Annotated in this window: 25 protein-coding genes, 1 pseudogene and 1 riboswitch; of the genes and pseudogenes, 9 read left to right on the top strand and 17 right to left on the bottom strand. The window is 34.9% G+C overall.

Annotated features, from left to right (window positions below):
* Nucleotides 1-19: 19 nt before the first annotated feature.
* The 3 genes from AC1Q8L_RS17155 to AC1Q8L_RS17165 are packed head-to-tail and all read right to left on the bottom strand — an operon-like array spanning nt 20 to nt 1874.
* Complete coding sequence (locus tag AC1Q8L_RS17155; RefSeq protein WP_492339472.1) at nt 20-637, bottom strand: ABC-2 transporter permease; 618 nt, start codon at nt 635-637, stop codon at nt 20-22.
* A complete protein-coding gene (locus AC1Q8L_RS17160) occupies nt 625-1497 on the bottom strand; it encodes an ABC transporter ATP-binding protein (RefSeq protein ID WP_000432463.1) in 873 nt (290 codons plus the stop codon). Before AC1Q8L_RS17160 ends, AC1Q8L_RS17155 begins: the two co-directional genes overlap by 13 nt.
* Nucleotides 1485-1874: a GntR family transcriptional regulator gene (locus AC1Q8L_RS17165; protein ID WP_001167593.1), complete on the bottom strand. Its 390-nt coding sequence runs from the start codon at nt 1872-1874 to the stop codon at nt 1485-1487. Before AC1Q8L_RS17165 ends, AC1Q8L_RS17160 begins: the two co-directional genes overlap by 13 nt.
* Nucleotides 1875-2069: 195 nt before the next feature.
* On the opposite strand from AC1Q8L_RS17165, the gene AC1Q8L_RS17170 reads away from it, so the two are divergent.
* The gene (locus AC1Q8L_RS17170) at nt 2070-2267 is read left to right on the top strand and encodes a hypothetical protein (RefSeq protein ID WP_001269542.1); all 198 of its coding nucleotides are present in this window, start codon (nt 2070-2072) and stop codon (nt 2265-2267) included.
* A gap of 64 nt (nt 2268-2331) precedes the next feature.
* On the opposite strand, the gene AC1Q8L_RS17175 is transcribed toward AC1Q8L_RS17170, so the two are convergent.
* Nucleotides 2332-2763, bottom strand: coding sequence for an SMI1/KNR4 family protein (locus tag AC1Q8L_RS17175; RefSeq protein WP_000265431.1), 432 nt, complete (start codon nt 2761-2763; stop codon nt 2332-2334).
* A gap of 54 nt (nt 2764-2817) precedes the next feature.
* Nucleotides 2818-3843 (bottom strand): SDR family oxidoreductase, encoded by a 1026-nt coding sequence (locus AC1Q8L_RS17180; RefSeq protein WP_000697712.1) that lies wholly within the window; start codon nt 3841-3843, stop codon nt 2818-2820.
* Between the two features lie 289 nt (nt 3844-4132).
* Between AC1Q8L_RS17180 and AC1Q8L_RS17185 the strand changes: the two genes are divergently transcribed.
* A complete protein-coding gene (locus tag AC1Q8L_RS17185; RefSeq protein ID WP_206704229.1) occupies nt 4133-4771 on the top strand; it encodes a CPBP family intramembrane glutamic endopeptidase in 639 nt (212 codons plus the stop codon).
* Nucleotides 4772-4933: 162 nt separating this feature from the next.
* Here the strand turns inward: AC1Q8L_RS17185 and AC1Q8L_RS17190 are convergent, their stop codons facing one another.
* The 4 genes from AC1Q8L_RS17190 to AC1Q8L_RS17205 are packed head-to-tail and all read right to left on the bottom strand — an operon-like array spanning nt 4934 to nt 7734.
* Nucleotides 4934-5875, bottom strand: a complete 942-nt coding sequence (locus tag AC1Q8L_RS17190; RefSeq protein ID WP_000844644.1) for a serine hydrolase domain-containing protein — start codon at nt 5873-5875, stop codon at nt 4934-4936.
* 24 nt (nt 5876-5899) lie between these two features.
* Complete coding sequence (locus AC1Q8L_RS17195) at nt 5900-6790, bottom strand: AraC family transcriptional regulator (protein WP_000444273.1); 891 nt, start codon at nt 6788-6790, stop codon at nt 5900-5902.
* A 48-nt stretch (nt 6791-6838) separates the two neighbouring features.
* A complete protein-coding gene (locus AC1Q8L_RS17200) occupies nt 6839-7309 on the bottom strand; it encodes a GNAT family N-acetyltransferase (RefSeq protein ID WP_001266053.1) in 471 nt (156 codons plus the stop codon).
* 17 nt (nt 7310-7326) lie between these two features.
* Entirely contained in the window at nt 7327-7734 is a 408-nt protein-coding gene (locus AC1Q8L_RS17205; protein ID WP_000610486.1) for a DUF3980 domain-containing protein, read from the bottom strand.
* Between the two features lie 96 nt (nt 7735-7830).
* On the opposite strand from AC1Q8L_RS17205, the gene AC1Q8L_RS17210 reads away from it, so the two are divergent.
* Nucleotides 7831-8298 (top strand): NUDIX hydrolase, encoded by a 468-nt coding sequence (locus AC1Q8L_RS17210; RefSeq protein ID WP_000623967.1) that lies wholly within the window; start codon nt 7831-7833, stop codon nt 8296-8298.
* An 18-nt stretch (nt 8299-8316) separates the two neighbouring features.
* On the opposite strand, the gene AC1Q8L_RS17215 is transcribed toward AC1Q8L_RS17210, so the two are convergent.
* Nucleotides 8317-9228, bottom strand: coding sequence for a DMT family transporter (locus AC1Q8L_RS17215; protein ID WP_000832981.1), 912 nt, complete (start codon nt 9226-9228; stop codon nt 8317-8319).
* Between the two features lie 126 nt (nt 9229-9354).
* Here AC1Q8L_RS17215 and pdxR point away from each other — a divergent pair, with 126 nt between their 5' ends.
* Nucleotides 9355-10806, top strand: coding sequence for a MocR-like pyridoxine biosynthesis transcription factor PdxR (gene pdxR, locus AC1Q8L_RS17220; protein ID WP_000454932.1), 1452 nt, complete (start codon nt 9355-9357; stop codon nt 10804-10806).
* Between the two features lie 70 nt (nt 10807-10876).
* Nucleotides 10877-11323 carry a YaiI/YqxD family protein gene (locus AC1Q8L_RS17225; RefSeq protein WP_000708773.1) on the top strand — a complete coding sequence of 149 codons (447 nt, stop codon included), beginning with the start codon at nt 10877-10879 and terminating at the stop codon, nt 11321-11323.
* A 70-nt stretch (nt 11324-11393) separates the two neighbouring features.
* On the opposite strand, the gene AC1Q8L_RS17230 is transcribed toward AC1Q8L_RS17225, so the two are convergent.
* From AC1Q8L_RS17230 to AC1Q8L_RS17255, 6 genes are all read right to left on the bottom strand, one after another.
* Nucleotides 11394-11708 carry a DUF3892 domain-containing protein gene (locus tag AC1Q8L_RS17230; RefSeq protein WP_016081097.1) on the bottom strand — a complete coding sequence of 105 codons (315 nt, stop codon included), beginning with the start codon at nt 11706-11708 and terminating at the stop codon, nt 11394-11396.
* A gap of 80 nt (nt 11709-11788) precedes the next feature.
* Nucleotides 11789-12613 (bottom strand): DUF2785 domain-containing protein, encoded by an 825-nt coding sequence (locus AC1Q8L_RS17235; RefSeq protein ID WP_001006690.1) that lies wholly within the window; start codon nt 12611-12613, stop codon nt 11789-11791.
* Between the two features lie 117 nt (nt 12614-12730).
* Nucleotides 12731-13402 (bottom strand): nucleoside/nucleotide kinase family protein, encoded by a 672-nt coding sequence (locus tag AC1Q8L_RS17240; protein ID WP_001079969.1) that lies wholly within the window; start codon nt 13400-13402, stop codon nt 12731-12733.
* Nucleotides 13403-13572: 170 nt separating this feature from the next.
* Nucleotides 13573-14316: a metallophosphoesterase family protein gene (locus AC1Q8L_RS17245; protein WP_000357655.1), complete on the bottom strand. Its 744-nt coding sequence runs from the start codon at nt 14314-14316 to the stop codon at nt 13573-13575.
* A 13-nt stretch (nt 14317-14329) separates the two neighbouring features.
* Nucleotides 14330-15256, bottom strand: a complete 927-nt coding sequence (locus AC1Q8L_RS17250; protein WP_098311845.1) for an aminoglycoside phosphotransferase family protein — start codon at nt 15254-15256, stop codon at nt 14330-14332.
* Between the two features lie 14 nt (nt 15257-15270).
* On the bottom strand, nt 15271-16068 hold the full coding sequence (locus tag AC1Q8L_RS17255; RefSeq protein ID WP_000943346.1) for a VOC family protein: 798 nt from the start codon (nt 16066-16068) through the stop codon (nt 15271-15273).
* A 205-nt stretch (nt 16069-16273) separates the two neighbouring features.
* Here AC1Q8L_RS17255 and AC1Q8L_RS17260 point away from each other — a divergent pair, with 205 nt between their 5' ends.
* Nucleotides 16274-17176 carry a sulfite exporter TauE/SafE family protein gene (locus tag AC1Q8L_RS17260; RefSeq protein WP_001170743.1) on the top strand — a complete coding sequence of 301 codons (903 nt, stop codon included), beginning with the start codon at nt 16274-16276 and terminating at the stop codon, nt 17174-17176.
* 36 nt (nt 17177-17212) lie between these two features.
* On the opposite strand, the gene AC1Q8L_RS17265 is transcribed toward AC1Q8L_RS17260, so the two are convergent.
* Complete coding sequence (locus tag AC1Q8L_RS17265; protein ID WP_000764608.1) at nt 17213-17662, bottom strand: GNAT family N-acetyltransferase; 450 nt, start codon at nt 17660-17662, stop codon at nt 17213-17215.
* 320 nt (nt 17663-17982) lie between these two features.
* Nucleotides 17983-18175, top strand: a riboswitch (Lysine riboswitch).
* Nucleotides 18176-18287: 112 nt separating this feature from the next.
* On the opposite strand from AC1Q8L_RS17265, the gene AC1Q8L_RS17270 reads away from it, so the two are divergent.
* The 3 genes and pseudogenes from AC1Q8L_RS17270 to AC1Q8L_RS17280 all read left to right on the top strand — a co-directional run.
* Entirely contained in the window at nt 18288-19754 is a 1467-nt protein-coding gene (locus AC1Q8L_RS17270; protein WP_001083380.1) for an amino acid permease, read from the top strand.
* 113 nt (nt 19755-19867) lie between these two features.
* A complete protein-coding gene (locus tag AC1Q8L_RS17275; RefSeq protein ID WP_025117840.1) occupies nt 19868-20173 on the top strand; it encodes an iron-sulfur cluster biosynthesis family protein in 306 nt (101 codons plus the stop codon).
* 33 nt (nt 20174-20206) lie between these two features.
* Nucleotides 20207-20647: pseudogene (locus tag AC1Q8L_RS17280) on the top strand (DNA alkylation repair protein); the annotation flags it as partial.
* Nucleotides 20648-20656 lie beyond the last annotated feature (9 nt).

The raw sequence follows: 20656 nt of genomic DNA on the forward strand, positions 1-20656 counted from the left end.
CTCCTTTTAGAACTTGCTATTAAAGAGCCTTGTTCTGATAGATACGAATAGATAATATCCATGAAACCCCATAGCACCCCACTGCTATGACAGCAAATATAAGAAATAATTTCAAATTTGAAATCTCTTTCAAAAAGGTCAGTACGCCATTAGCATATTTATTTAATAAATATGGGGTATTTCGCATTAAATATATAACTCCAATAGATAAAAATATAAAAACTGGTACAAGTGTTTTCACTTTAAATGCAACAAAAAATGGGATGTAAAATGCAGTAATCAGCATGACTGCCAAGAAGCCTAGGATGTAACTTTCTAAGGAAAGTTGAAATTCCATGCTGTCTAAAATAAAATATTTTCCAACTAAACAAAATGGGATGATTACTATTGTAAAACATAAGGTTCCAACATATTTTGAACTTATAATTTCCTTCCTAGTATACGGTAATGAGTTTACTAAAATATTAGCATTATCTTTATCATCAGATTGATATGTGTTAATTACAAAAACGGCACTACAAATGATTATGACATATGCTACATCCATGCCGGCCCACAAATAGGTAACTAGAAATAAGAGATAAGCAGGTAAAAAGGTTTTTTGTAAAATCAAATCCTTTTTAATTAAATTAAGCATCTTGACTCCCCCTTTTTCATGAAATACATAATATCCTCTAAACTTGGTTTTTCAATCACCACTTCTTTATTAAATAAAGTTTCGATAGAATTTACATTTTCAATCAATCCCTCGAAACCTGTATTTGCCTTACATACAGATATAAATTCACGCTCAGTATCAAAATCTAACATATCTAGTGGTCCTTTGACCAAAATATAATCTTCTGCAATGGCATAAATATCTTTTGTAAAAATATGCTTCCCATTTTGAATAAATGTAATATAATCGGCAATGCGGTCTAAATCCGTTGTAATATGAGATGAGAAAAAGATAGTTTTCTCACCATCCTGCATAATATTTTGTAAAACATCCAATAATTCTCTTCTAAATACCGGATCGAGTCCGGAAGTAGGCTCATCCATAATAATTAGTTCAGCATGATGTGAAAGGGCAATTGCAAGAGAGGCTTTCATTTTCATTCCTTTGGAGAATGTTTTCATTTTTTTATTTAATGGTAATTCGAACAGATCTTTATAATATGTAAATTGGTTAAAATCCCATTTTTTATAAGCAGGCGCAATAATTTTAGTAATTTCCTTTAATGTGAGTTCATCATAAAACACATTATCGTCATAAACGAAACCAATTCTTTCTTTAATTCCCTTCGCATCAGTCGAATAGTTCATGCCAAATAAAGAGACATTTCCACTATCCGGGTTCATTAGATTCATAATCATTTTAATCGTTGTAGATTTACCTGATCCATTTCCGCCAATAAAACCCGTAACAAATCCTTTTTTTACTTCCATCGAAAAATTTTTAATTTGAAATCCTTGAAAAGATTTACTGACATTTTGAAGTTCTATTACGTTTTCCAAGAGTTTTCCTCCTCGTATAAAATTGTAAGCATTTCTTTTAGATCATTTAAAGAAACATCCATTTGTTTAGCATTTTGAATCGCTTCACACAACTTTTCTTCAACTGTCTTTAATTTTTTTTCTTTCATAGTTTCAATGTTTTGTTCTGCTACAAAGGACCCCCTTCCGACAATTGAATAAATAAAACCGTCTTTTTCCAGTTCTTCATATGCTCTTTTCGTTGTAATAATACTTACTCTTAAATCTTTTGCTAACTGACGCATTGAAGGAAGAGCATCTCCTTGCTTTAAATCACCTAGTAAAATAAGTTTTTTTATTTGGACACCAATTTGTTCATAAATAGGTTCCTTTGAAGTGTTCGTAATAACGATTTGCATGCAAATACCTCTTTTTAAAAATATTGTATATATACTTTATATACAATATATACTATCGTACATTGTAAATCAACAGAAAATTCCCAAAATATAGTCACGAACACAATCTAATAATAAATGTAATTCATACAACTTATTTATACGGGTCTTCCTCGTATTTGCTCGATTTTGAGGTGGAGGTCTTACTGCTATCTAATGCGGTATAAAGACTACGTTGTGTTTTACGGAGAAATTGGCATAGCTGGTAGTGTGAAAGCAAAAGAGTTTGAAACAGAAGAACAATCTGAGGAAGTTGCTATCAAGTTAGACTGGAATGAAGATGAAGAAGAAGGTTTGAAAAAGATGTTTCCTAAGCTATGGGACATGTATGGGGAAGAACCGATTGAGTGGTAGATTTATTCATTGCCAAAAACGCCTTGTTTCTTTCGTAACAAAGCGTTTTTTCTTGATACTATATTTAAATTGTTATCTTCCCACTTTCCCACCACTCCATAAAAGTTTTTAAAGAAGGAGCAACCCACGTTCTACTATCATTTTCATGGTTCCATACATATATATCATCTCTTTGCACTATCCCATTCAAAATGGAATAACCAAACAAATTACCATTTCCACCATCAGCGAAAAACAATAAACAGTCAAAAGGCATATATAAATCTTTAAAATCAACTATATATCTCATATTCATATTTTCTCTTTTTATTTTCGAGGCAGACCAAACAAAGTCCCCGTATTGACCTGCTATACCGTTTGTTTCTTGTAATAGCTGTGATAAGTCATTCGGTAATTCCACAAGTAAACACTTTTGTATTTCAATAAGCTCTTCCTTCATAGCGGGATTTTTTAAGCTTAAGTTTGATGAAATACTATGAATGGTTTCTTTCCACATAACCTTTTCTCCTCCTTATGTGCAATCAACTATATTCAAAGAGCTCCTCTAAATTTATTGATACCATTTTTCTAACAATTCCTTCTCCCTTTCGCCTGAAATCCCTGCTTTTAATTCCCATTCCTCCATACTCTTCATCCACTCATACACATCCGTCACAGTATCTTCTAATCTGCTAAAAGTAAGTCCCGCTTTAACAGCATTCTCGACACTAATAGAAAACCCACCTTTCCATGGCTTCGTTTCGCCTTCTAATGAAAAAGTTTCCGGAAGCCATAAAGGCATCTCCGTCCAAGGCTGCACTTTATGTTCCTTCATAAATGATTCATCTACCCAAACGAATGCAGCATCACTATTCGTAACCTTTTTACACGTATTTAATAGCTCTTCTATCGTCAATTCATCTTTCGGACCTGTTATATTGAATGTACCTGCTTTATTGTTTTCTGCCATGTTTAGTCCCCAGTTTGCGACGTCTTTTATATCAACTATCTGCACTGGACGGCCTTTTCTTCCTGGAACTAACACTTTTCCTCCCTTTGCTACACGTCCAATCCAGTATGGAAGCCGATCTGTATAATCAAACATCCCTGAAAGAAGTCCTGCTCTTACGTGTAAAACACGCCCTGGCCAATACTTCTCTGCTTCTTTTTCACACAATACTTTCAGCGCACCGTAATACTCATAAGGAGAAACTTCACCATTCTCCACAGCCTTTATTTGATCACCCGTAGGTTCGGATTGTAATATATAATCTTCTTTTATATGAGGCGGAATCCAATCTTTATAAACGGACAGACTTGAAATGAATATATAATGCTTTATATTATCGTGTAAGGCTTCTCCAACATTTCTAATGTGATGTGGAGAAAATCCACACGTATCTACGACAACGTCCCATTTTCGATTTTCTAAACTTGAAACATTATTATTTCTGTCACCAATTAACTGCTCTACTTCAGGAAAAATTTCTTTATTCGTTCCGCGATTAAATAATGTAACTTCATGCCCTCTTTTTAATGCCTCTTCTACAAAAGCTCTTCCTAAAAATCGTGTACCACCTAAAATTAGAATCTTCATAGTTCTCCCCCATTCGTGATTGAAAATCCTTACTTGTGTTAAACGATTTTTTGCTGTGAAAAGTTACGGGGTTAGTCTAACTTTTTCTACAAGTTCAACATATGTAATTTCCATTTCATATATAATTAAAATATCGGATATTTGATTAATCACTTATACATGTAAGTAGGTGAACAATATGAATAGAAACATAGTTTATCATTCAACATTATGTATGTATTGCCTCACATCGCTTGTATATATCATCTTACTGAACATAGAAAATGGTCGTAATTATTTAGGGTTTACGATGGTCATTCCGCTTTTAGCTGCTATTTTATATCAGAAATTATATACGAAACAAAAAATAGTTCATACATTTGGAATTTCACGTCCAAAAATAAAAACATTAATCTTCTCCATTTTATCCCCAATACTTCTAGGACTATGTCTCCATTTTTATTTTTATATTTATAATATAAATTTCTTATTTCATCATTGGAATGAATTGGGAGTTCTCTTGCTCATTGGTCTTACAATTGCTGCTTTTTCTGCATTTTTAGAAGAAATCATATGGCGTGGAAATTTTCATTACCATTTACGAAAAAATTTTTCATTAAAACAAACAGCAATCATTACTGCATCACTTTGGTCTTTATGGCATTTACCAGTATCAATCTTTTATAAAAATTATGAGTTTCAGCTTATAGGAATATTAAGCTATCTCTCATTATTATTTATATTATCTATAATTTTGACATATACGAGAGAGTATAGCCGCTCTGTGATAACACCTGCAATTTTACATGGTATGTTTAATGTATTTTATTTAACAGATGGAGTAGAAACAAAATGGGATATTAGCCTAATGGAATTAATTAAATTTATCTTGCTCGTAATTGTGTTTGGCATTATGTATCTAATACATCGAAAAGTTAAAAGTACCTAAACAAATTATAAAGTACTTCAACACCTATTCAATAATCGTATAGGTGTTGAAGTTTTCTAATCTTAGGTGCTCAACTTAGTTAATACATCACTTTTTTCTATCATGAAGAAAAAAACAAGTTTAACTAAACCTTTTATTCTTGTTTTTATAAAAATAACCATATTAATCTTTTAAATAAGGAAGTATGCACTCTTTAATTAACTTCCATCTATCCTCTGCATTCGGTATGACTTCAGAAGCAATCGCCACCACCAGTTCCTTCTCTGGTACGCAGCCAATTACATTCCCACCATCGCCCATTGCACAGTATGAAAAGATTCCATCCTCTTCTCGTAACCACCATAAGTAACCATATTGATTTTGGTTCATTTCTGTCGATTCTTTTATCCATGATTTTGATAGTATTTGCTTTCCATTATGAATACCTTCATTCAAATATAACTGTCCAAACTTAGCCATATCTCTAGCTGTTAACGTAAGTCCCCAGCCGCCTGTTGAAATACCATTTGGATCGTGAACCCATCCTTTCACACTTTTTCCGAATAGGTCATCGAATCCAAATGCCTTCATATTATAGTTTGGAATTTCTCTCATACCGAGTGGTTGAAATAAGTATTCATTCGCAAATTCACGTGCATTTTTTTCTGCTACGCTCATTATGATTGCTGATAATAAATGAGCTCCTGCAGATGAATATTTAAAAATTCCAACTTCTCCGCCTGCTCCTATCCTATTTAACGTATACTGTACCCAATCTCGTTGCGTACATAGCTCTTCTAACGGTTCCTGCCAGTCTACGAAAGGATGTGGAGCTGTCATTGTCAACAGATGTCGTACTGTTATTTCAGGTGAATGAACGTTATATTCCGGGAAAAATTCTATTACTTTTTGATCAACACTTTTTATATACCCTTTATCTACACATAGTCCAATCAACGCAGAAATTATCGTTTTTGTGACTGACGCTATATGAAATGCATCATCTGGACCGTGATCATTATAATAATTTTCAAAAACAACATTACCTCTCTGCACTACTAACATACCATTAATATTTTTGTATTCTTCTTTTATAATCAGATCTAACTTTTCAGCAGTTTTCATTAATCATTCCCCTTTAACCCATGATTAAAAAGGTTCGATAGGTACATATATATCAACTATATGTTTATTTTCCGGGTGCTGCCTTGGGTCATTTTTATACATTTCGAAAGGATACGAATCTCTCGGCTTATATCCGCTATTGGGAAGCCACTCACCGTATAAGAAATCCCATGCTCCTTTATATTCATCTTGGAATATTTCAAAATGACCTACCGCATATCTTCCAGAAGGTATTATCATTATTCCAATGTCGCTCGTTTCTACTGCGGACTCATTCGGAATTGTTATACATAAACTAGTTCTTAAATGATTGTCCTCAGTAAATTCATGATGATCGTGGTAAATGGTTAATACTTTCGTATCCTCAAATACATGATAGTTTTCCTCCACTGCGTAATGAAATAATTTCTCTATCATTTTTGGAAAAGCTATCGTTAACTCTTCATATGTACCGATATGCCTTATGTATGCGACGTGTATATCGTCCGCTGATACAATTTCAACATTTCCTCGAACCTTCTTACACTCATTGTATTGAGAAGTTCCGCTTACGTCTTTGCAATTCTTGCTATTGTCGTTTCGATATTGAGATGGACTTATTCCGTAATAATTTTTAAATGTTCGGGAGAAAACTGCTGAATCTGTGAATCCGAAGTGATACGCAATATGTGTAATCGTCATATCTGTGCGATATGTAAGTAAATGTGTTGCCCTTTCTAATTTCAATCGGTTTACATACCGTGATAATGGCTCGTCTACTATCCCCTTAAAAATCCGATGAAAATGAAACTTTGAAAATCCTGCTACTTCCGCTAGCTCTTCAATTGAAAGTGGATCATCTATGTGTGATTCTATATAATCTTGCACTTTATAAATGCGTCGTAAGTACTCATTTCTACTTTGTTTACTCTCCATACTTTTATCTCCTCACAACAAAAAGGCTAACGTTAAGCTAGCCTACTTTTACACATTTTTCAAAAACAAAACTCTACTACCGCCGTTCCCATCATAATTTGTATGTACCGATACACCCTCTATCTCATCATCCCCGGCATCAATTCGAAAACCGATTTCTTGATGAAACTGTATCGATTTTTTGTTAATTGGTGACGTAATTGCTTTTACAACTTTACGATTATTTGCACGCGCGGCATCAAAGAAATAAGAATACAATGTCGATGCGATTCCTCTTCTTCTATACTTCGGATTTACACCGATAAAATGAACGTATGCTTCATCTTTATATGTTTGTGAAAAAAATCCACATAAGAAACCTAACGTTTCGCCATCTTCTTCAATGATAAAACTCGTTTCTTGAAAGTGGACGAAAAACAATTTTGGCAGCATAGCAGCCATATCTCTCCCGCCCCACCAATCATTTAAAACAGAATGAATCTTTACATAATCTTCCCCTTGGATGTTTCTTACTCGCATATATTTCTCCCTCTCACTCACTTCATTTTTTCATATATTTTAATTACGGTTTCTACTAATAGAATGAATACCCAAATCCCGCAAAATACAAGAACAGACTGGAATAAAGAACCTAGCATAACAATACTTATTAAACCTAATTCTGGGCCTGAAATGGACATTTCGTCAAATCCCATATTATGTATAAATGGACCGGTTGAAAAAGCCATTAAAATTGATCCTATTAAATAAAACACACTCATTATTTTTAATATTTTTATAGAAAGATACGAAGTTTCTTTTTCTTCCACTTGTGATAATTCGATTTCTCCGCTCGCAATTCCTTTTTGTAAACAGTCTTCACATAGAAATTCTTCCTTAATTTTTTTACCCCCGTGCAATGTACCTGTAATTTCTTTACAGCGCGAACACTTTCGATTTATCATTTTGTTATCACTCCAATCTCGTAAGATTATACTTATACAATTCTATTTTTACCTTATTATTCCTTTTGTGTATTTTATAGAGAGGTGACGTGTTTTATGATATCTAAACTTATTTTTGGTTATAAAAAGCCTACTGAGCAATATGTATTACGGCCTAGTTGTTATGCAATTATTTTTAACTCAACTTCTTCAAACATTGCTATTATCCAAAAAGGAGACCGTTATTTTTTACCTGGTGGCGGTATGGAAGGTACCGAAACAAAAGATGAATGCTTACATCGTGAACTACTAGAGGAATTAGGATGGGTAATTGAAATTAATCAATATATCGGTAATGCAATGCGATATTTTTATGCGGAAAAAGAAGATACTTATTATTTAAACGATGGGTTCTTTTATATTGCGAACATGGTGCAGACACAAACTGAAAACTGTGAGGAAGATCATGTTTTGCGGTGGATGTCTCCTTTACTTGCTGTAGAGCTTCTCATTCATGATCATCAAAAATGGGCTGTTGAACAAGCGCTTTTATTACAAAAACCAAAAGGATCTCCTTCTATATGAAAGAGATCCTTTTTATTGTTAACTTACTTTTTTCAAATTGAGAGCTGGCTTTTGAATTCCACCCTTTTTTACAACATATAAGCCGATAAAGATTATAAGTCCGCCAACGAGTTGCATCATGTTGATTTGCTCTCCGATAGTTACTGCCGCGAAGATAACTGCGAACAATGGTACAAGATACATATAAACCATTACTTTCGTTGAGCCTATTTTACTAATACCGACATACCACATTGCAAGTCCGAAGATTGTCGCGAAGACGATTGAATATGCTAGAGACCCCCAGCTTGGCATGTCTACTGGCCACGTTAATGTATTTACGTTGAATAAACAATATACAACGAGAGGTACAATTCCAATTAAAGTTGACCAAGATGTGACTCTCATTGCGGAATATTTTGTTATAAGAGGTTGCGCTAATATTGGATACCATCCCCACGCAATCGCTGCGACTAATCCAATTATGTTTCCGAGCCACGCATATTCGTAAGTAGCTCCTCCTGTATGTCCTGTTAATAAAACGAATGCTGCACCAATAAATGCTACTATTGAACCAATTTGTACTTTCATCGAAAAACGTTCTTGTTTGTGTAATACTGCTAATATCCCTGTAAATATAGGTGACATCGCAATTAATAATGAGGCGTTCGTTGCTGAAGTATATTTCACAGACAGCATAAACATCGTTTGATACATCGCCGTACCAACGATACCGACTGCTACTAATCGTAACCAATCTTTTCTTTCAATACGTAATGAGCGTTCCATCATAAATGTAATAAGTAATAATACCGGTGATGCTACTAAAAATCGTAAACTATTAAATTGAATGGATGACATATATGCCACGCCATACTTTCCTATTGTATAATTTGCTCCCCATACTAATGCAACTGATACTAGGAGCCATTCCATTTGCCATCGTTTCATCCGAATCTCCCCTTCCCTATTTAGCATAGTAAAATTGGCTGGATAAAACACCGTCCAATTGGCTGTTTTTTTACCCAGCCAATTTGCTATACTTGATGTAGTAAAAAGATACGGAGGCGTTTTTTTATGGAATGGAAGCTAGATAGTGACAGTAAAATCCCTATTTATCAGCAAGTGGTTGACTTTATTGAAAAACGTATTACATATGGAGAACTTCCACCAGGAAGCTTCCTCCCTTCAGAACGGAAATTAGCTACGCAGTTAAATGTAAACAGAAGTACAGTAACGACTGCTTATAATGAACTTCGTGCTATGGGAATTGTAGAAAGTACGACTGGTAAAGGTACACGTGTAAGTACACATATGTGGGGTGTTTCTCCAACATTAACGCCGAACTGGAGAAATTTCGTAGAAGGTGGTACTTTTTTACCAAACTTACCGTTACTTCGTCATATTCGGGCAGAAGTACAACAAAATGAAAATATTATAGATTTCGCTAATGGAGAACTCGGTTGTAATCTTTATCCTCACGATCAACTACAAACGATTTTACGTGAACAACCGTTAACACATTCATTAAGTTACGATCATCCGCAAGGCTATCTCCCGCTAAGACAAGCGGTCGTAAAATATATGAAAGAATATTTAAAAGTTGAGGCGACCGAACAATCCATTATGATTACATCCGGCGCTCAACAAGCACTGCACCTTATCGTGCAATGTTTATTAAATCCCGGTGACGCCGTCGCTTTTGAAAGTCCATCGCACTGTTATTCCCTGCCGCTATTCCAATCAGCAGGTATTCGTATTTTCCCGTTACCTGTCGATGAACACGGCATTAATCCAGACGATGTACAAGAGCTATACAGAAAGCACCGCATTAAAATGATTTTTTTAAATCCAAATTTCCAAAACCCTACGGGAACGATGCTTCATCCAAATCGCCGAAAAAAACTATTATCACTTTGCGCAGACTTACGCATTGCGATTGTTGAAGATGATCCGTCTAGTCTACTTACGCTAGAAAAGAAACAACCTTGCCCTACTTTAAAATCGATTGATGAAAACGGAACAGTCATTTATGTACATTCCTTATCAAAAATGATCGCACCAGGTTTACGAGTCGGCTGGCTTGTCGCCCCGCAGTCTGTCGTAGAGCGATTGTCCGATGCCCGGCACCAAATGGAATTAGGAATGAGCATTTTCCCGCAGTGGCTTATACAACAATTTTTCGAAACTGTACCATTTCAGTCTCATATCGTTCCGTTACGAAAACAATTAGCAGAAAAAAGAGACGTTATCGTCCGTGCCCTAAACGAGCAACTTCACGATAAAATCTCTTTTTCAAACCCGACCGGCGGTATATACATTTGGGGGAAATTAAAAGAACCTATAAACGAAAAACAACTCATTATGCAAAGTTTAAAACAAGAAATTGCTTTTATGCCAGGTAGTATTTTCGGTGCGAAAGATGGTTATATACGTTTATCTTATGGAAAAGTGGATATTAATCAAATTGCGGAAGGTATTTCTCGTTTACGCGAGGCTATTTTGGTATGTGAAAATAACTTTAAATAAAGCTTTCTCGTTTGACAAAACCTAAATCTACCATTATTATCAACTCGAACCTATTTATAGGAGTGATAAAATGAAGATTTACGTTGATGCAGATGCTTGTCCTGTAAAAGATGTGATTATTTTTGAGGCTACGAATGTGGAAATTCCTGTTACCCTCGTTACTAGTTTTTCACATTATTCTAATGCAGAGCAGCCAAAAGGTGTCGAAACAATTTATGTTGATTCTGGAGCAGATGCTGCAGATTACCGAATTATGCAGTTAGCAAAAAAAGAAGATTTAATCGTAACACAAGATTACGGTCTTGCTTCGCTCGCTTTAGCAAAAGGCTGTATCGTTCTTCATCATAAAGGTTACAAGTATACGAATGATAACATTGAACAATTGTTACAAACACGATATTTAAGTGCAATGGTTCGAAAAAGTGGTAAACGTACAAAGGGACCGAAACCATTTACAGCAGAAGATAAAGAGAAATTTAGAGTGCTCTTTAAAAGTATGATTGCACTTCAGAAATAAACCTTCTATTTGTAGAGAAAGAAAAGAAGAGAATATCCAAATGAACATTCTCTTCTTGAGGTTTACCCTTTTAAAATGAAGGTAAATTATCTAAGTTATTTTCCTTTATACCATCCGGTTCACTACGTATAATATCTCTACCATACTTATGAAATACGTCCACATGAGCTAACTTCCCTGATTTTGCTTCATTAAGAGCAGTCATATAATCTAACTCTCTCCCGCTGCTTGTTTTAAAAGCAATTAAATCACCTTCATCATTTTTACGAACGGCAACAATTTGTTCTGCTCCTGAATTGACTTCATGGCCTATTTCAAATTGAGCTCGTTCATCTCCTTGATGTAAGTAATCATTATAAACTTTTTCAAAGTCTTTTTTATCCATAAAACTCACCTCCAACACATTTTATTAGTATGGTTGGGATGTAGTGGTTTTATGTACTTTTCTCTTAGAAAAACGTATTTTTAATACCTACGCAACCCTTTCAAAGTCTCCAATACATCATCTGTAAAGGCTGTACTTCCTTCTGTCTCTAAAACTCTGAAATAAAAACTTCTTAGGAAAGTTCTAATATTTTGTACTAAAATAGCATGCTGCGGATGTCGGATATCTTCAACAGTTGCTATACTATGTAGCCAATTGCTCCACTCTTCTCCAGTTAATAGATTTTGATCGCGTAATGACATAATTGGCTTTACTAATCTCTCATCCTCAAAGTGTATGTACACGTAGTCATTTAAACGAACCTTCTGACGAACAGCAGCTAATATTGCATATGAAAACTCACGATTTTGTATTGTACGTGCTAACGCATCGAGCGCATCCGCTGCGTGTGCTGTAGAATGTGCCCATCCTTTCCCTTCTACGTAACCCCTTACATCTTCTTCTAAATATACATATTCCAGCACTTGTTCTGCTACACTGTACAATTGTTCTTCCGATAACAACGGTTCTCTTTCATGAACAGATAAAATAAGTGGCGGAATTAATACGGAGAACGCACGTTTAAATACAGAGTCTGTTCCCTTTTCACTAATTTTATAAAATAAATAATCAGGACTAATCGCTTGTAACATTAATCCTCGTAACTCTTTTTGTCTAAATACATCATTTGTAATCCATGTGTGAAGCGTACTATAAATTAAATCATCACGTAATTCAGCATCAGGTGATCCGATATAATCTAACATCCACTGCGCATATGGATATGCATCCACATCTTCTGGTACAGCATAATTATTATTTTTAATTTGTAGTAGTTCTTCTTTTAATTCTAGTACTTCATTCATTAAATTTCCTGTCCCCTTTTTGCGTTTTTTATTGTCTTATCCCCTTTTATTTGCTTCATAAAATTAATTTAATTATAACAATAAATAAAAGGCTATACATATATTTCTGATTATGTATTACGCTCTTTCATGAAATATAACTTCTGGATTTTCTAAATCACTATTCTGAAATACAACATCCGCACACTCTATCGGATTATGCTCATCTATATACATCTTACAGGCCGCATGATATCTGTTTAAAAACATCTTCTCTGCTTCTTCATAACCTCCAAAAGCTTCAGTTTCCCGCTTAGCACCACGTTTTCTCGCAATCTCAAAATCTGTATCTACAAAGATTTTGTAATCAAATAAATGTGCAACGTCTTTTTTCAATAGAAACGTTCCATCTACTATTAATATCATATTTTGTGTGGCCAATAGCGGCTCATTATGTACAGGCATATCCGTTATTAAGTTATGAGAAATCGTTTCATACTGTAAATTCCCGTTAGGTCCTAAAGGCATTAATAATCTTTCTTTGAAAGCTGTATAATCGTGTGCATCTTCATAATACCCTCTTGCAGATTCTTTACCTTGTGCATAGCGAATCACTCTTGAATTATGAAAATCGTCGATGCTAGCGCGTGTTACTGGTAACCCTCGTTTTTTTATTTCTTCCGCTAGTTCGTTTGTAAATGTTGTTTTTCCTGATGCTGTAATACCACTTACTCCAACTCTTGTTGGATGAGTTAAGTTTAATTTTAAAATATGATCTACAATTTCTTTCATGCGTTGTATTCGGTTCATGATATTTCCTCCTACAATCAGTTTACATAACATAATTACAGGTAACATTTCATATCATTATTTGTCGGTAAATCGATATCCTTTGTCGAATCGTTGATATATCGAAAAAATCGTTGATATATTTTAAGTTATGATAGATATATTTGAAAAATCGTTGATATATTATTAGCTTACTTCCCCTTAAATCCTCGATACAGTGCAGTCCGTAACTCTTGTTTGTATTCTGCAATCTCTGGCATTTCGAGTTCTTCTGCTAGTCTGATAGCTAATTCAATATCATACGGTACTCGTACAAGTTGAATAGAAAAGCTCGCTGCTTCTTTTTCATTGTAAGTTCCTTCAAATATTAAATAGGAAGCTTGTGTTATTTCAAGTGGGTTTCCTACGCTACCGGCGTTACATAACGTTTTCCCTCTGAAATTTTGAACGAACGCTTGGTGAACATCACCGTAACAAACGACATCTGGTTTTCTTTCCCCTTCTATATTTTCCGTCAGATCACTATTTTCGAACATACTAATACGTTCTTCTCTTGAAGCGTGTGGTTGAATTCTTTCATATAAACTTCTCGGTGAGGCGTGGAACATACGAATGAGTTTGCCGCTCATAAAAAATTCGATTGAAAATGGTAAACTTCTTAAATAGTCGTTTTGTTCTTCTGATAATTGTTTTTGATGCCATTTTAATGCTTCAAATTCAGTTGGCTTTGTAATAAAATCATCCCAGTTTCCCATTACGACTACTTCACATTCTTTACGAATGATTTCAATTGCTTCACTGGAATGAGGTCCTTTTCCTACTAAATCTCCAAGACAAATAATGCGCTCGATTCCTCTTAATTTAATATCATTCAACACGGATTCTAATGCTTGAATATTACCGTGAATATCTGAAATTACTGCTATTTTATCCATATAAATTACTCCTTTATTTATTAAATTCACTTGATTGATACCATTTTGGAATATAGGATGAAAAATCATTATGATCTTCTAAAATTCTATTTAACCTTTCCTTCATATCATCTACTAAATGTGGTGTGCTTCGGTTTGTCCATACGATATCAGCCGGGAATATCATTGCTGCATATAATGAGTACAGTTTCCAAAAATGTAGATTAGGTTCGCCTCCGCAATAACCGTGAACTTGTCCAACCGCAAATGATTTACTTATTCTTGTAGTAAAAATCGCTACGTTATAAAAATCGTGTATTGGATCGCCAAAATCATATCCACCAAAATCAATAACGATAAACTCCTTATTATGAATCATACTATTTGCTGGATGGAAGTCCTCATGTAAAAATCTTATTGGACGATTTCCCAATAAATCTTTATGATTTTCTACAAAGGTTAATACTGGCTTCAAATCCATAAAATTCACCTCGTAATCTGTTAGTGCCTCTATGTATCTTTCGTATTTATTCCATCTAGATGTTTCCCATTTATTACTTGCACTTTCTCTTTCAATTGAGTGAATTCTCTTTAATACTTCCCCTGCTTTTCTTCCTGCATTATACTGTTCTTCCACCGTTAGCTTCGTTAAACCTTCTTCACCATTTATACCTCGGGTCCATTCAAATACTTGAACACATTTATTTAATTTCTCAAGTATTATGAAATGAATTAACTTGGGGGTTGGAATATGTAATGACTCTAATTGTTGCATATACGTATATTCTTCTTGTTTACGTTCAAAATGAACAGCATCACATATTTTTACAAAATAAGTTTCTTGATTCTTTAATTCAATTTTATACTTCTCTTCATGTGAAAACCCTTTTGAAATAGCTGTACACTTTGCAATACGAGGCCATTCTAGTTTTCTCTCTATCTCTCTAAGGATTTCTTCCACAACATTCACCTCTATTAATATATGTACAAACTACCTAGCACTTCATGCTCTCGTTTATTTCCACCTGTAAACTCTACTGCAAATGGATTTTCGCCATTCTTATTCAAATGTTCTAGCACTAGCCCTTCTTCAATCGGTTCACAAAACTGTACATGAATATCTCCAAACACTACACTTTGACACTCAGCATTCCATTTTTCATTTTTCACAACTGAGCTTGTAGATAGTCCCATTACTTCTTTCCATTTCCGCACCGTTTCTCGAACGTTTTTCACTGCATAATGGATCGTTTCAATTTGTTGTACTTTGTTTTTATGTTCCGTAATCGTTCCAATGTTACGTAAATCATTTCTTCTTTCTTCGTCCGTTTCATTCCACTGTATAAAGAAAGGTAATTTCAGTCCGTTCTCTTCTTGCTTAACAAATAACATTTTCCATTCTAAAAGCCGGCCATCTTTTCTCATGCGTTTCCCTTCAAATGGCCCTATCGTATGTAAGCCGTGCTTCTTAAAGTTAACTACTAGCTCCTCAATTGCATCTGTTCGGATTGCGATTTGTAGCATTCCTTCTCCATTTTGTAGTTTCATCACTGTTTCTTGTACTAATGGATTTTCTGCTTCTTTCGCTTTTTCTTCATGTTGAACTGCTAAAAATTCTATATATGATAAATCAAAATAACTTAAACTATTCCAAGTACCCCAATTCGTATGCTCTCCGCCTAATACAGTATGAAATCCAAGTTCCTGCATTTGTTTTGCCGCTTCCTCCGGTGTACCATGAACTGCATGAACGAGATGATCAAATCGTAACATGTCTTTCTCCCCTTTCTCTTCATCCTTTTATTGTATATTTTATTTTTCTTTCATTCAATTCAAAAACTTTAAAACCTAGTTGATTTATACGATTAATATGTATTATAATGAAACAAATTTAATTATTGCTGATTGGAAAAACCAAAGGCACTTTTCTCATACGGGAAAAGTGTCTTTTTCATTTATTATTACAGGGGGATTATTTATGCAGAAATTAATTGTCTTTGCTATTATCGGATTTTTCGCCCAATTGATCGATGGAGCACTTGGAATGGCGTATGGGGTAACGTCTACTTCACTATTATTAATGTTTGGTATTGCACCGGCTGTAGCTTCCGCGTCCGTTCATTTAGCTGAAGTGGTTACAACTGCAGCTTCTGGCGCATCTCATATCAAATTTGGAAACGTTGATAAATATACCGTTTCTAGACTTACATTACCTGGGGCAATCGGCGCATTTGTTGGTGCATGTTTTTTAAGTAATTTGCCTGGCGATGTAATCAAACCGTACATTTCCGTATTTTTATTTACTTTAGGGGTTTATATTTTATTACGATTCATCATTCAAAAACAAATTGTCACTTCAAATAAGCGTATGTCTGCAAAACAACTTGTGCCGCTTGGTTTATTCGCTGGATTCGTTGATTCAACTGGTGGCGGTGGTTGGGGGCCGATTACTACGCCTGTTCTTCTAGCAAGAGGAAATGAAGCTAGAAAAGTTATTGGATCTGTAGATACGAGTGAATTTCCTGTTTCACTCGCTGCAACAATTGGCTTCTTCATCTCACTTGGCTGGGAACAAGTAAGCTGGGTTTGGGTATTTGCCTTAATGCTTGGCGGTATTGTCGCAGCTCCAATTGCTGCATGGTTAGTTCGTATCGTTCCAGCACATTTACTTGGGGTATTAGTTGGCGGTCTTATTATCTTTACGAATATACGTACACTGCTTACTACATTTAAAGTGGATCCAACTATTATTTCACTTTCTTACGTTGCAGTTGGTCTTGTCGTTATTATTTCTATTTTCATTGCTGTTCGAAATCATTCCAATCGTCCTAACGCATCAACGGCTGAGTATCCAAATGATCAGAAGCAAATGCTACCATAACTATAAAAAATACCGCCCAATTTAGAGCGGTATTTTTTATTTTTCTATTTTCCAATTAATCATCGTTTCTGTAGCATTTACTCTCTTCATATGTAACTTTTCTAAAATGCGAATCGAACTATAATTATCTAGAAGTGTCTCTGCAATTATTGTTTCTACCTCTCCTGTTTTGAAAGCCCAATCGATTAGTTCTCTTACAGCTTCTGTTGCATAGCCCTTATTCCAATATTTCTCAATAAATCCATAGCCAATTTCTACTGTTCGATTCTCGTTTGGTTTCCCTTTAAACCCAATATCACCTATAACGCTATCATCTTCTTTCCGAAGAACATACCACGCGCCCCATGGTAATATAGCTGCATCTTGTTTTACATTCTTTACATGCCCTACAATATGCGGACCGCTATTGTATCCTTGCTCGTTAGCAACTTGAACTCTCTCTTCTGTACACGGCACTATATAGAGCCTTTCTGTTTCTAATTTCATTTTGATTTCCCCTTTTTACTTAAACATTACTCTAATTATAACAAATAATATGACTTTATTATGAATGTCGAATTATATTTTTCTGAATTTTCTTTTAATTTAGAGGGTTTTTCAATATTTTTTGCGAAACATTTGTATAACAATTTTTTCTTTGCTTATTGCTACATAATAGTAGGCTCGGGTGGAGTTTTGCAAGCGTTTCCTATACAATAACCGATATTTTTTGACTTTTCCTAACAAAATTCCTTGCAATATATTCAGAAACTCATTACAATTGCCATATATTAAAAATCTTAGCAATATATAAATCCTCATCAATCCGATGAGGTAGAGGTTGCGACTTTTAATAGTAAAACGGACGAGACACAGAGAATGTCACTGACTCCGTTTGAAAGGAAAAGTTGCCGAAGTTTATATTTCTTCTCTGGAAATATGAGCTGGGGCTGTCTCCGAAAGGAACAGAACTGTCACGTTTACAAAATTACCGTGTAAACGTGGGGTGCTATCTTAACGGAAGGGTATGATGGGGTGGTTATTTGTGAAACGTTCCGCCAAATTCCTTTGGCGGTTTTTTGTATTTTTCTCCCCCGCTCCTTCCTAACCTACAAGAAAAGGAGTGTTGAACATGAATAGCGCAACAAATCAATCTACCTCTAAAACAGAAACTACACAAGGACAAGGTGAATTAAAACGCGGATTAAAATCGCGTCACCTTACGATGATTTCTCTCGGTGGTACAATCGGTACCGGACTATTTCTTGCCAGCGGTGGTGTAATCCATTCAGCTGGTCCTGGCGGTGCACTAATCGCATACGCCGCAATTGGAATTATGGTTTATTTTTTAATGACAAGCTTAGCTGAACTTGCAGCTTACATGCCTGTTACTGGATCTTTTAGCACGTATGCAACAAAATTTGTTGATCCATCACTTGGCTTTGCACTTGGATGGAACTATTGGTATAACTGGGCAATTACGATTGCTGCTGAACTTGCAGCCGTAACATTAATTATGAAATTTTGGTTCCCAGATACCCCTTCTCTTATTTGGAGCGGATTATGTTTAGCTATTATTTTCCTTTTAAACTACTTATCTGTTAAAGGGTTTGGTGAATCTGAATATTGGTTCGCACTTATTAAAGTAGTTACGATTATTATCTTTTTAATTGTTGGTTTCATGATGATTTTTGGAATTATGGGCGGTGAAACGGTTGGATTTAAAAACTTCACTGTTGCAGATGCACCATTTAACGGCGGTATCATGGCAATTATCGGTGTGTTTATGGCAGCTGGTTTCTCATTCCAAGGAACTGAACTATTAGGAGTAGCTGCTGGTGAAACGTCTGATCCAGAACGTAATATCCCAAAAGCAATTCGTTCAATCTTTTGGCGTATTCTTTTATTCTATATCCTTGCGATTCTCGTTATCGGTTTATTAATTCCTTATACAACTGAAAGCCTTGCTGCAAGTGATGTTACAGTAAGTCCGTTTACACTTATTTTTGAAAAAGCGGGCGTTGCCTTTGCTGCTTCTGTTATGAACGCTGTTATTTTAACTGCTGTACTATCTGCTGGTAACTCTGGTATGTATGCATCAACTCGTATGCTTTGGGATTTAGCTCGCCAAGGAAAAGCACCAAAGTTTCTTGGTAAATTAGATAGCCGCGGTGTACCTGTTAACGCGTTAATCGTAACGTCAATTGTTGGGAGTATTGCTTTCATTGCTTCTTTATTCGGTGATGGTGTTGTATACATTTGGTTATTAAACGCATCCGGAATGTCTGGTTTTATCGCATGGGTTGGAATTGCAATTAGTCATTACCGTTTCCGTAAAGCATATATCGCACAAGGAAAAGATTTAAATGACTTACCATATAGAGCAAAATGGTTCCCATTCGGTCCAATCTTCGCATTTACACTTTGTATCATCGTAATTTTAGGACAAAACTACGGCGCATTTATGGGTGAAGCAATTGATTGGAACGGTGTACTCGTTTCTTACATCGGTTTACCACTCTTCTTAGTACTATGGTTAGGTTATAAATTTACGAAAAAAACAAAAGTGATTCCACTTGATAAATGTGAACTAAAATAAAGTGAAACGAGCAAACAAATTTGTTTGCTCGTTTTTTGTTGCAAACCTCTTTACTTCCCTATTGCTCCTGTTTTTGCAATAATAAAGGAAATATAAATAAAGGTTGGGATACAATGAACATTCGCATTACTGATGAAGCGAAAGCAGCTATACATAGATTAGAACTTGAAGATACAAAGATCGTTCGCATTAGAGGAACAATGACGAACTCTTGTAGTATTTTCGTTGATGTCGATTTAATTTGGGATACATATAACGCAGATGATGTTGTATATGAAGATGCAGAGCTTATCGTACAAATGGATTCATTCACGAAAGACTACACTGGTGATACGGTGAAACTTGATTATAAGACGACAGGTTTTAGTATTACGACTCCGAGTGAGACTTTGGTTTATGGATTGTCGATTAAAAAATAAAAATTGTTTTCATTTGACCACCGAGGTGAAAAAATGGGTAAATATATTCCGTTAAAATTTTTATTTAATGAAGAATTAGCAGAAAAAATAGCTGATTCTATTTGTAAACACGATCCTTGTTTCTCTAAAAGCATCTTTGTAGATTCTGTAGCTTGTAAAGTTGAAAATTTAGAGTTAAAACAGCGTATTGAAGTAATTGCAGATGAATTACACAATGCTTTACAAAAAGATTTTAATGCCGCAATACATATATTACTGAAAACATTAGGACCAGAAAATACAACAGAAGTAGGCACATTTACAAATGGATATATGTACATGCCTGTTGCAAAATACGTTGAAAAATATGGGCTTAACGATTTTAAAATCTCGTTTAATGCAATGTATGAAATAACGAAAAGGAATACTGCTGAATATGCCATTCGGCCCTTTCTTGAAACATACCATCAAGATACACTAAACATATTACAACAGTGAGTTCAT

Source organism: Bacillus sp. GW823-FHT06A11, from assembly GCF_058795355.1.

Coding starts and splice junctions, on each gene's coding strand:
- AC1Q8L_RS17255 (WP_000943346.1), bottom strand. CDS start 16,068: ATGTTACGATTTGATCATCTCGTTCATGCAGTTCATGGTACACCGGAG.
- AC1Q8L_RS17175 (WP_000265431.1), bottom strand. CDS start 2,763: ATGTGGAAAGAAACCATTCATAGTATTTCATCAAACTTAAGCTTAAAA.
- AC1Q8L_RS17170 (WP_001269542.1), top strand. CDS start 2,070: ATGCGGTATAAAGACTACGTTGTGTTTTACGGAGAAATTGGCATAGCT.
- AC1Q8L_RS17205 (WP_000610486.1), bottom strand. CDS start 7,734: ATGATAAATCGAAAGTGTTCGCGCTGTAAAGAAATTACAGGTACATTG.
- AC1Q8L_RS17270 (WP_001083380.1), top strand. CDS start 18,288: ATGAATAGCGCAACAAATCAATCTACCTCTAAAACAGAAACTACACAA.
- AC1Q8L_RS17185 (WP_206704229.1), top strand. CDS start 4,133: ATGGTCATTCCGCTTTTAGCTGCTATTTTATATCAGAAATTATATACG.
- AC1Q8L_RS17265 (WP_000764608.1), bottom strand. CDS start 17,662: ATGAAATTAGAAACAGAAAGGCTCTATATAGTGCCGTGTACAGAAGAG.
- AC1Q8L_RS17180 (WP_000697712.1), bottom strand. CDS start 3,843: ATGAAGATTCTAATTTTAGGTGGTACACGATTTTTAGGAAGAGCTTTT.
- AC1Q8L_RS17260 (WP_001170743.1), top strand. CDS start 16,274: ATGCAGAAATTAATTGTCTTTGCTATTATCGGATTTTTCGCCCAATTG.
- AC1Q8L_RS17245 (WP_000357655.1), bottom strand. CDS start 14,316: ATGGATAAAATAGCAGTAATTTCAGATATTCACGGTAATATTCAAGCA.
- AC1Q8L_RS17225 (WP_000708773.1), top strand. CDS start 10,877: ATGAAGATTTACGTTGATGCAGATGCTTGTCCTGTAAAAGATGTGATT.
- AC1Q8L_RS17210 (WP_000623967.1), top strand. CDS start 7,831: ATGATATCTAAACTTATTTTTGGTTATAAAAAGCCTACTGAGCAATAT.
- AC1Q8L_RS17195 (WP_000444273.1), bottom strand. CDS start 6,790: ATGGAGAGTAAACAAAGTAGAAATGAGTACTTACGACGCATTTATAAA.
- AC1Q8L_RS17190 (WP_000844644.1), bottom strand. CDS start 5,875: ATGAAAACTGCTGAAAAGTTAGATCTGATTATAAAAGAAGAATACAAA.
- AC1Q8L_RS17200 (WP_001266053.1), bottom strand. CDS start 7,309: ATGCGAGTAAGAAACATCCAAGGGGAAGATTATGTAAAGATTCATTCT.
- AC1Q8L_RS17240 (WP_001079969.1), bottom strand. CDS start 13,402: ATGAACCGAATACAACGCATGAAAGAAATTGTAGATCATATTTTAAAA.
- AC1Q8L_RS17155 (WP_492339472.1), bottom strand. CDS start 637: ATGCTTAATTTAATTAAAAAGGATTTGATTTTACAAAAAACCTTTTTA.
- AC1Q8L_RS17230 (WP_016081097.1), bottom strand. CDS start 11,708: ATGGATAAAAAAGACTTTGAAAAAGTTTATAATGATTACTTACATCAA.
- AC1Q8L_RS17235 (WP_001006690.1), bottom strand. CDS start 12,613: ATGAATGAAGTACTAGAATTAAAAGAAGAACTACTACAAATTAAAAAT.
- AC1Q8L_RS17275 (WP_025117840.1), top strand. CDS start 19,868: ATGAACATTCGCATTACTGATGAAGCGAAAGCAGCTATACATAGATTA.
- AC1Q8L_RS17165 (WP_001167593.1), bottom strand. CDS start 1,874: ATGCAAATCGTTATTACGAACACTTCAAAGGAACCTATTTATGAACAA.
- pdxR (WP_000454932.1), top strand. CDS start 9,355: ATGGAATGGAAGCTAGATAGTGACAGTAAAATCCCTATTTATCAGCAA.
- AC1Q8L_RS17215 (WP_000832981.1), bottom strand. CDS start 9,228: ATGAAACGATGGCAAATGGAATGGCTCCTAGTATCAGTTGCATTAGTA.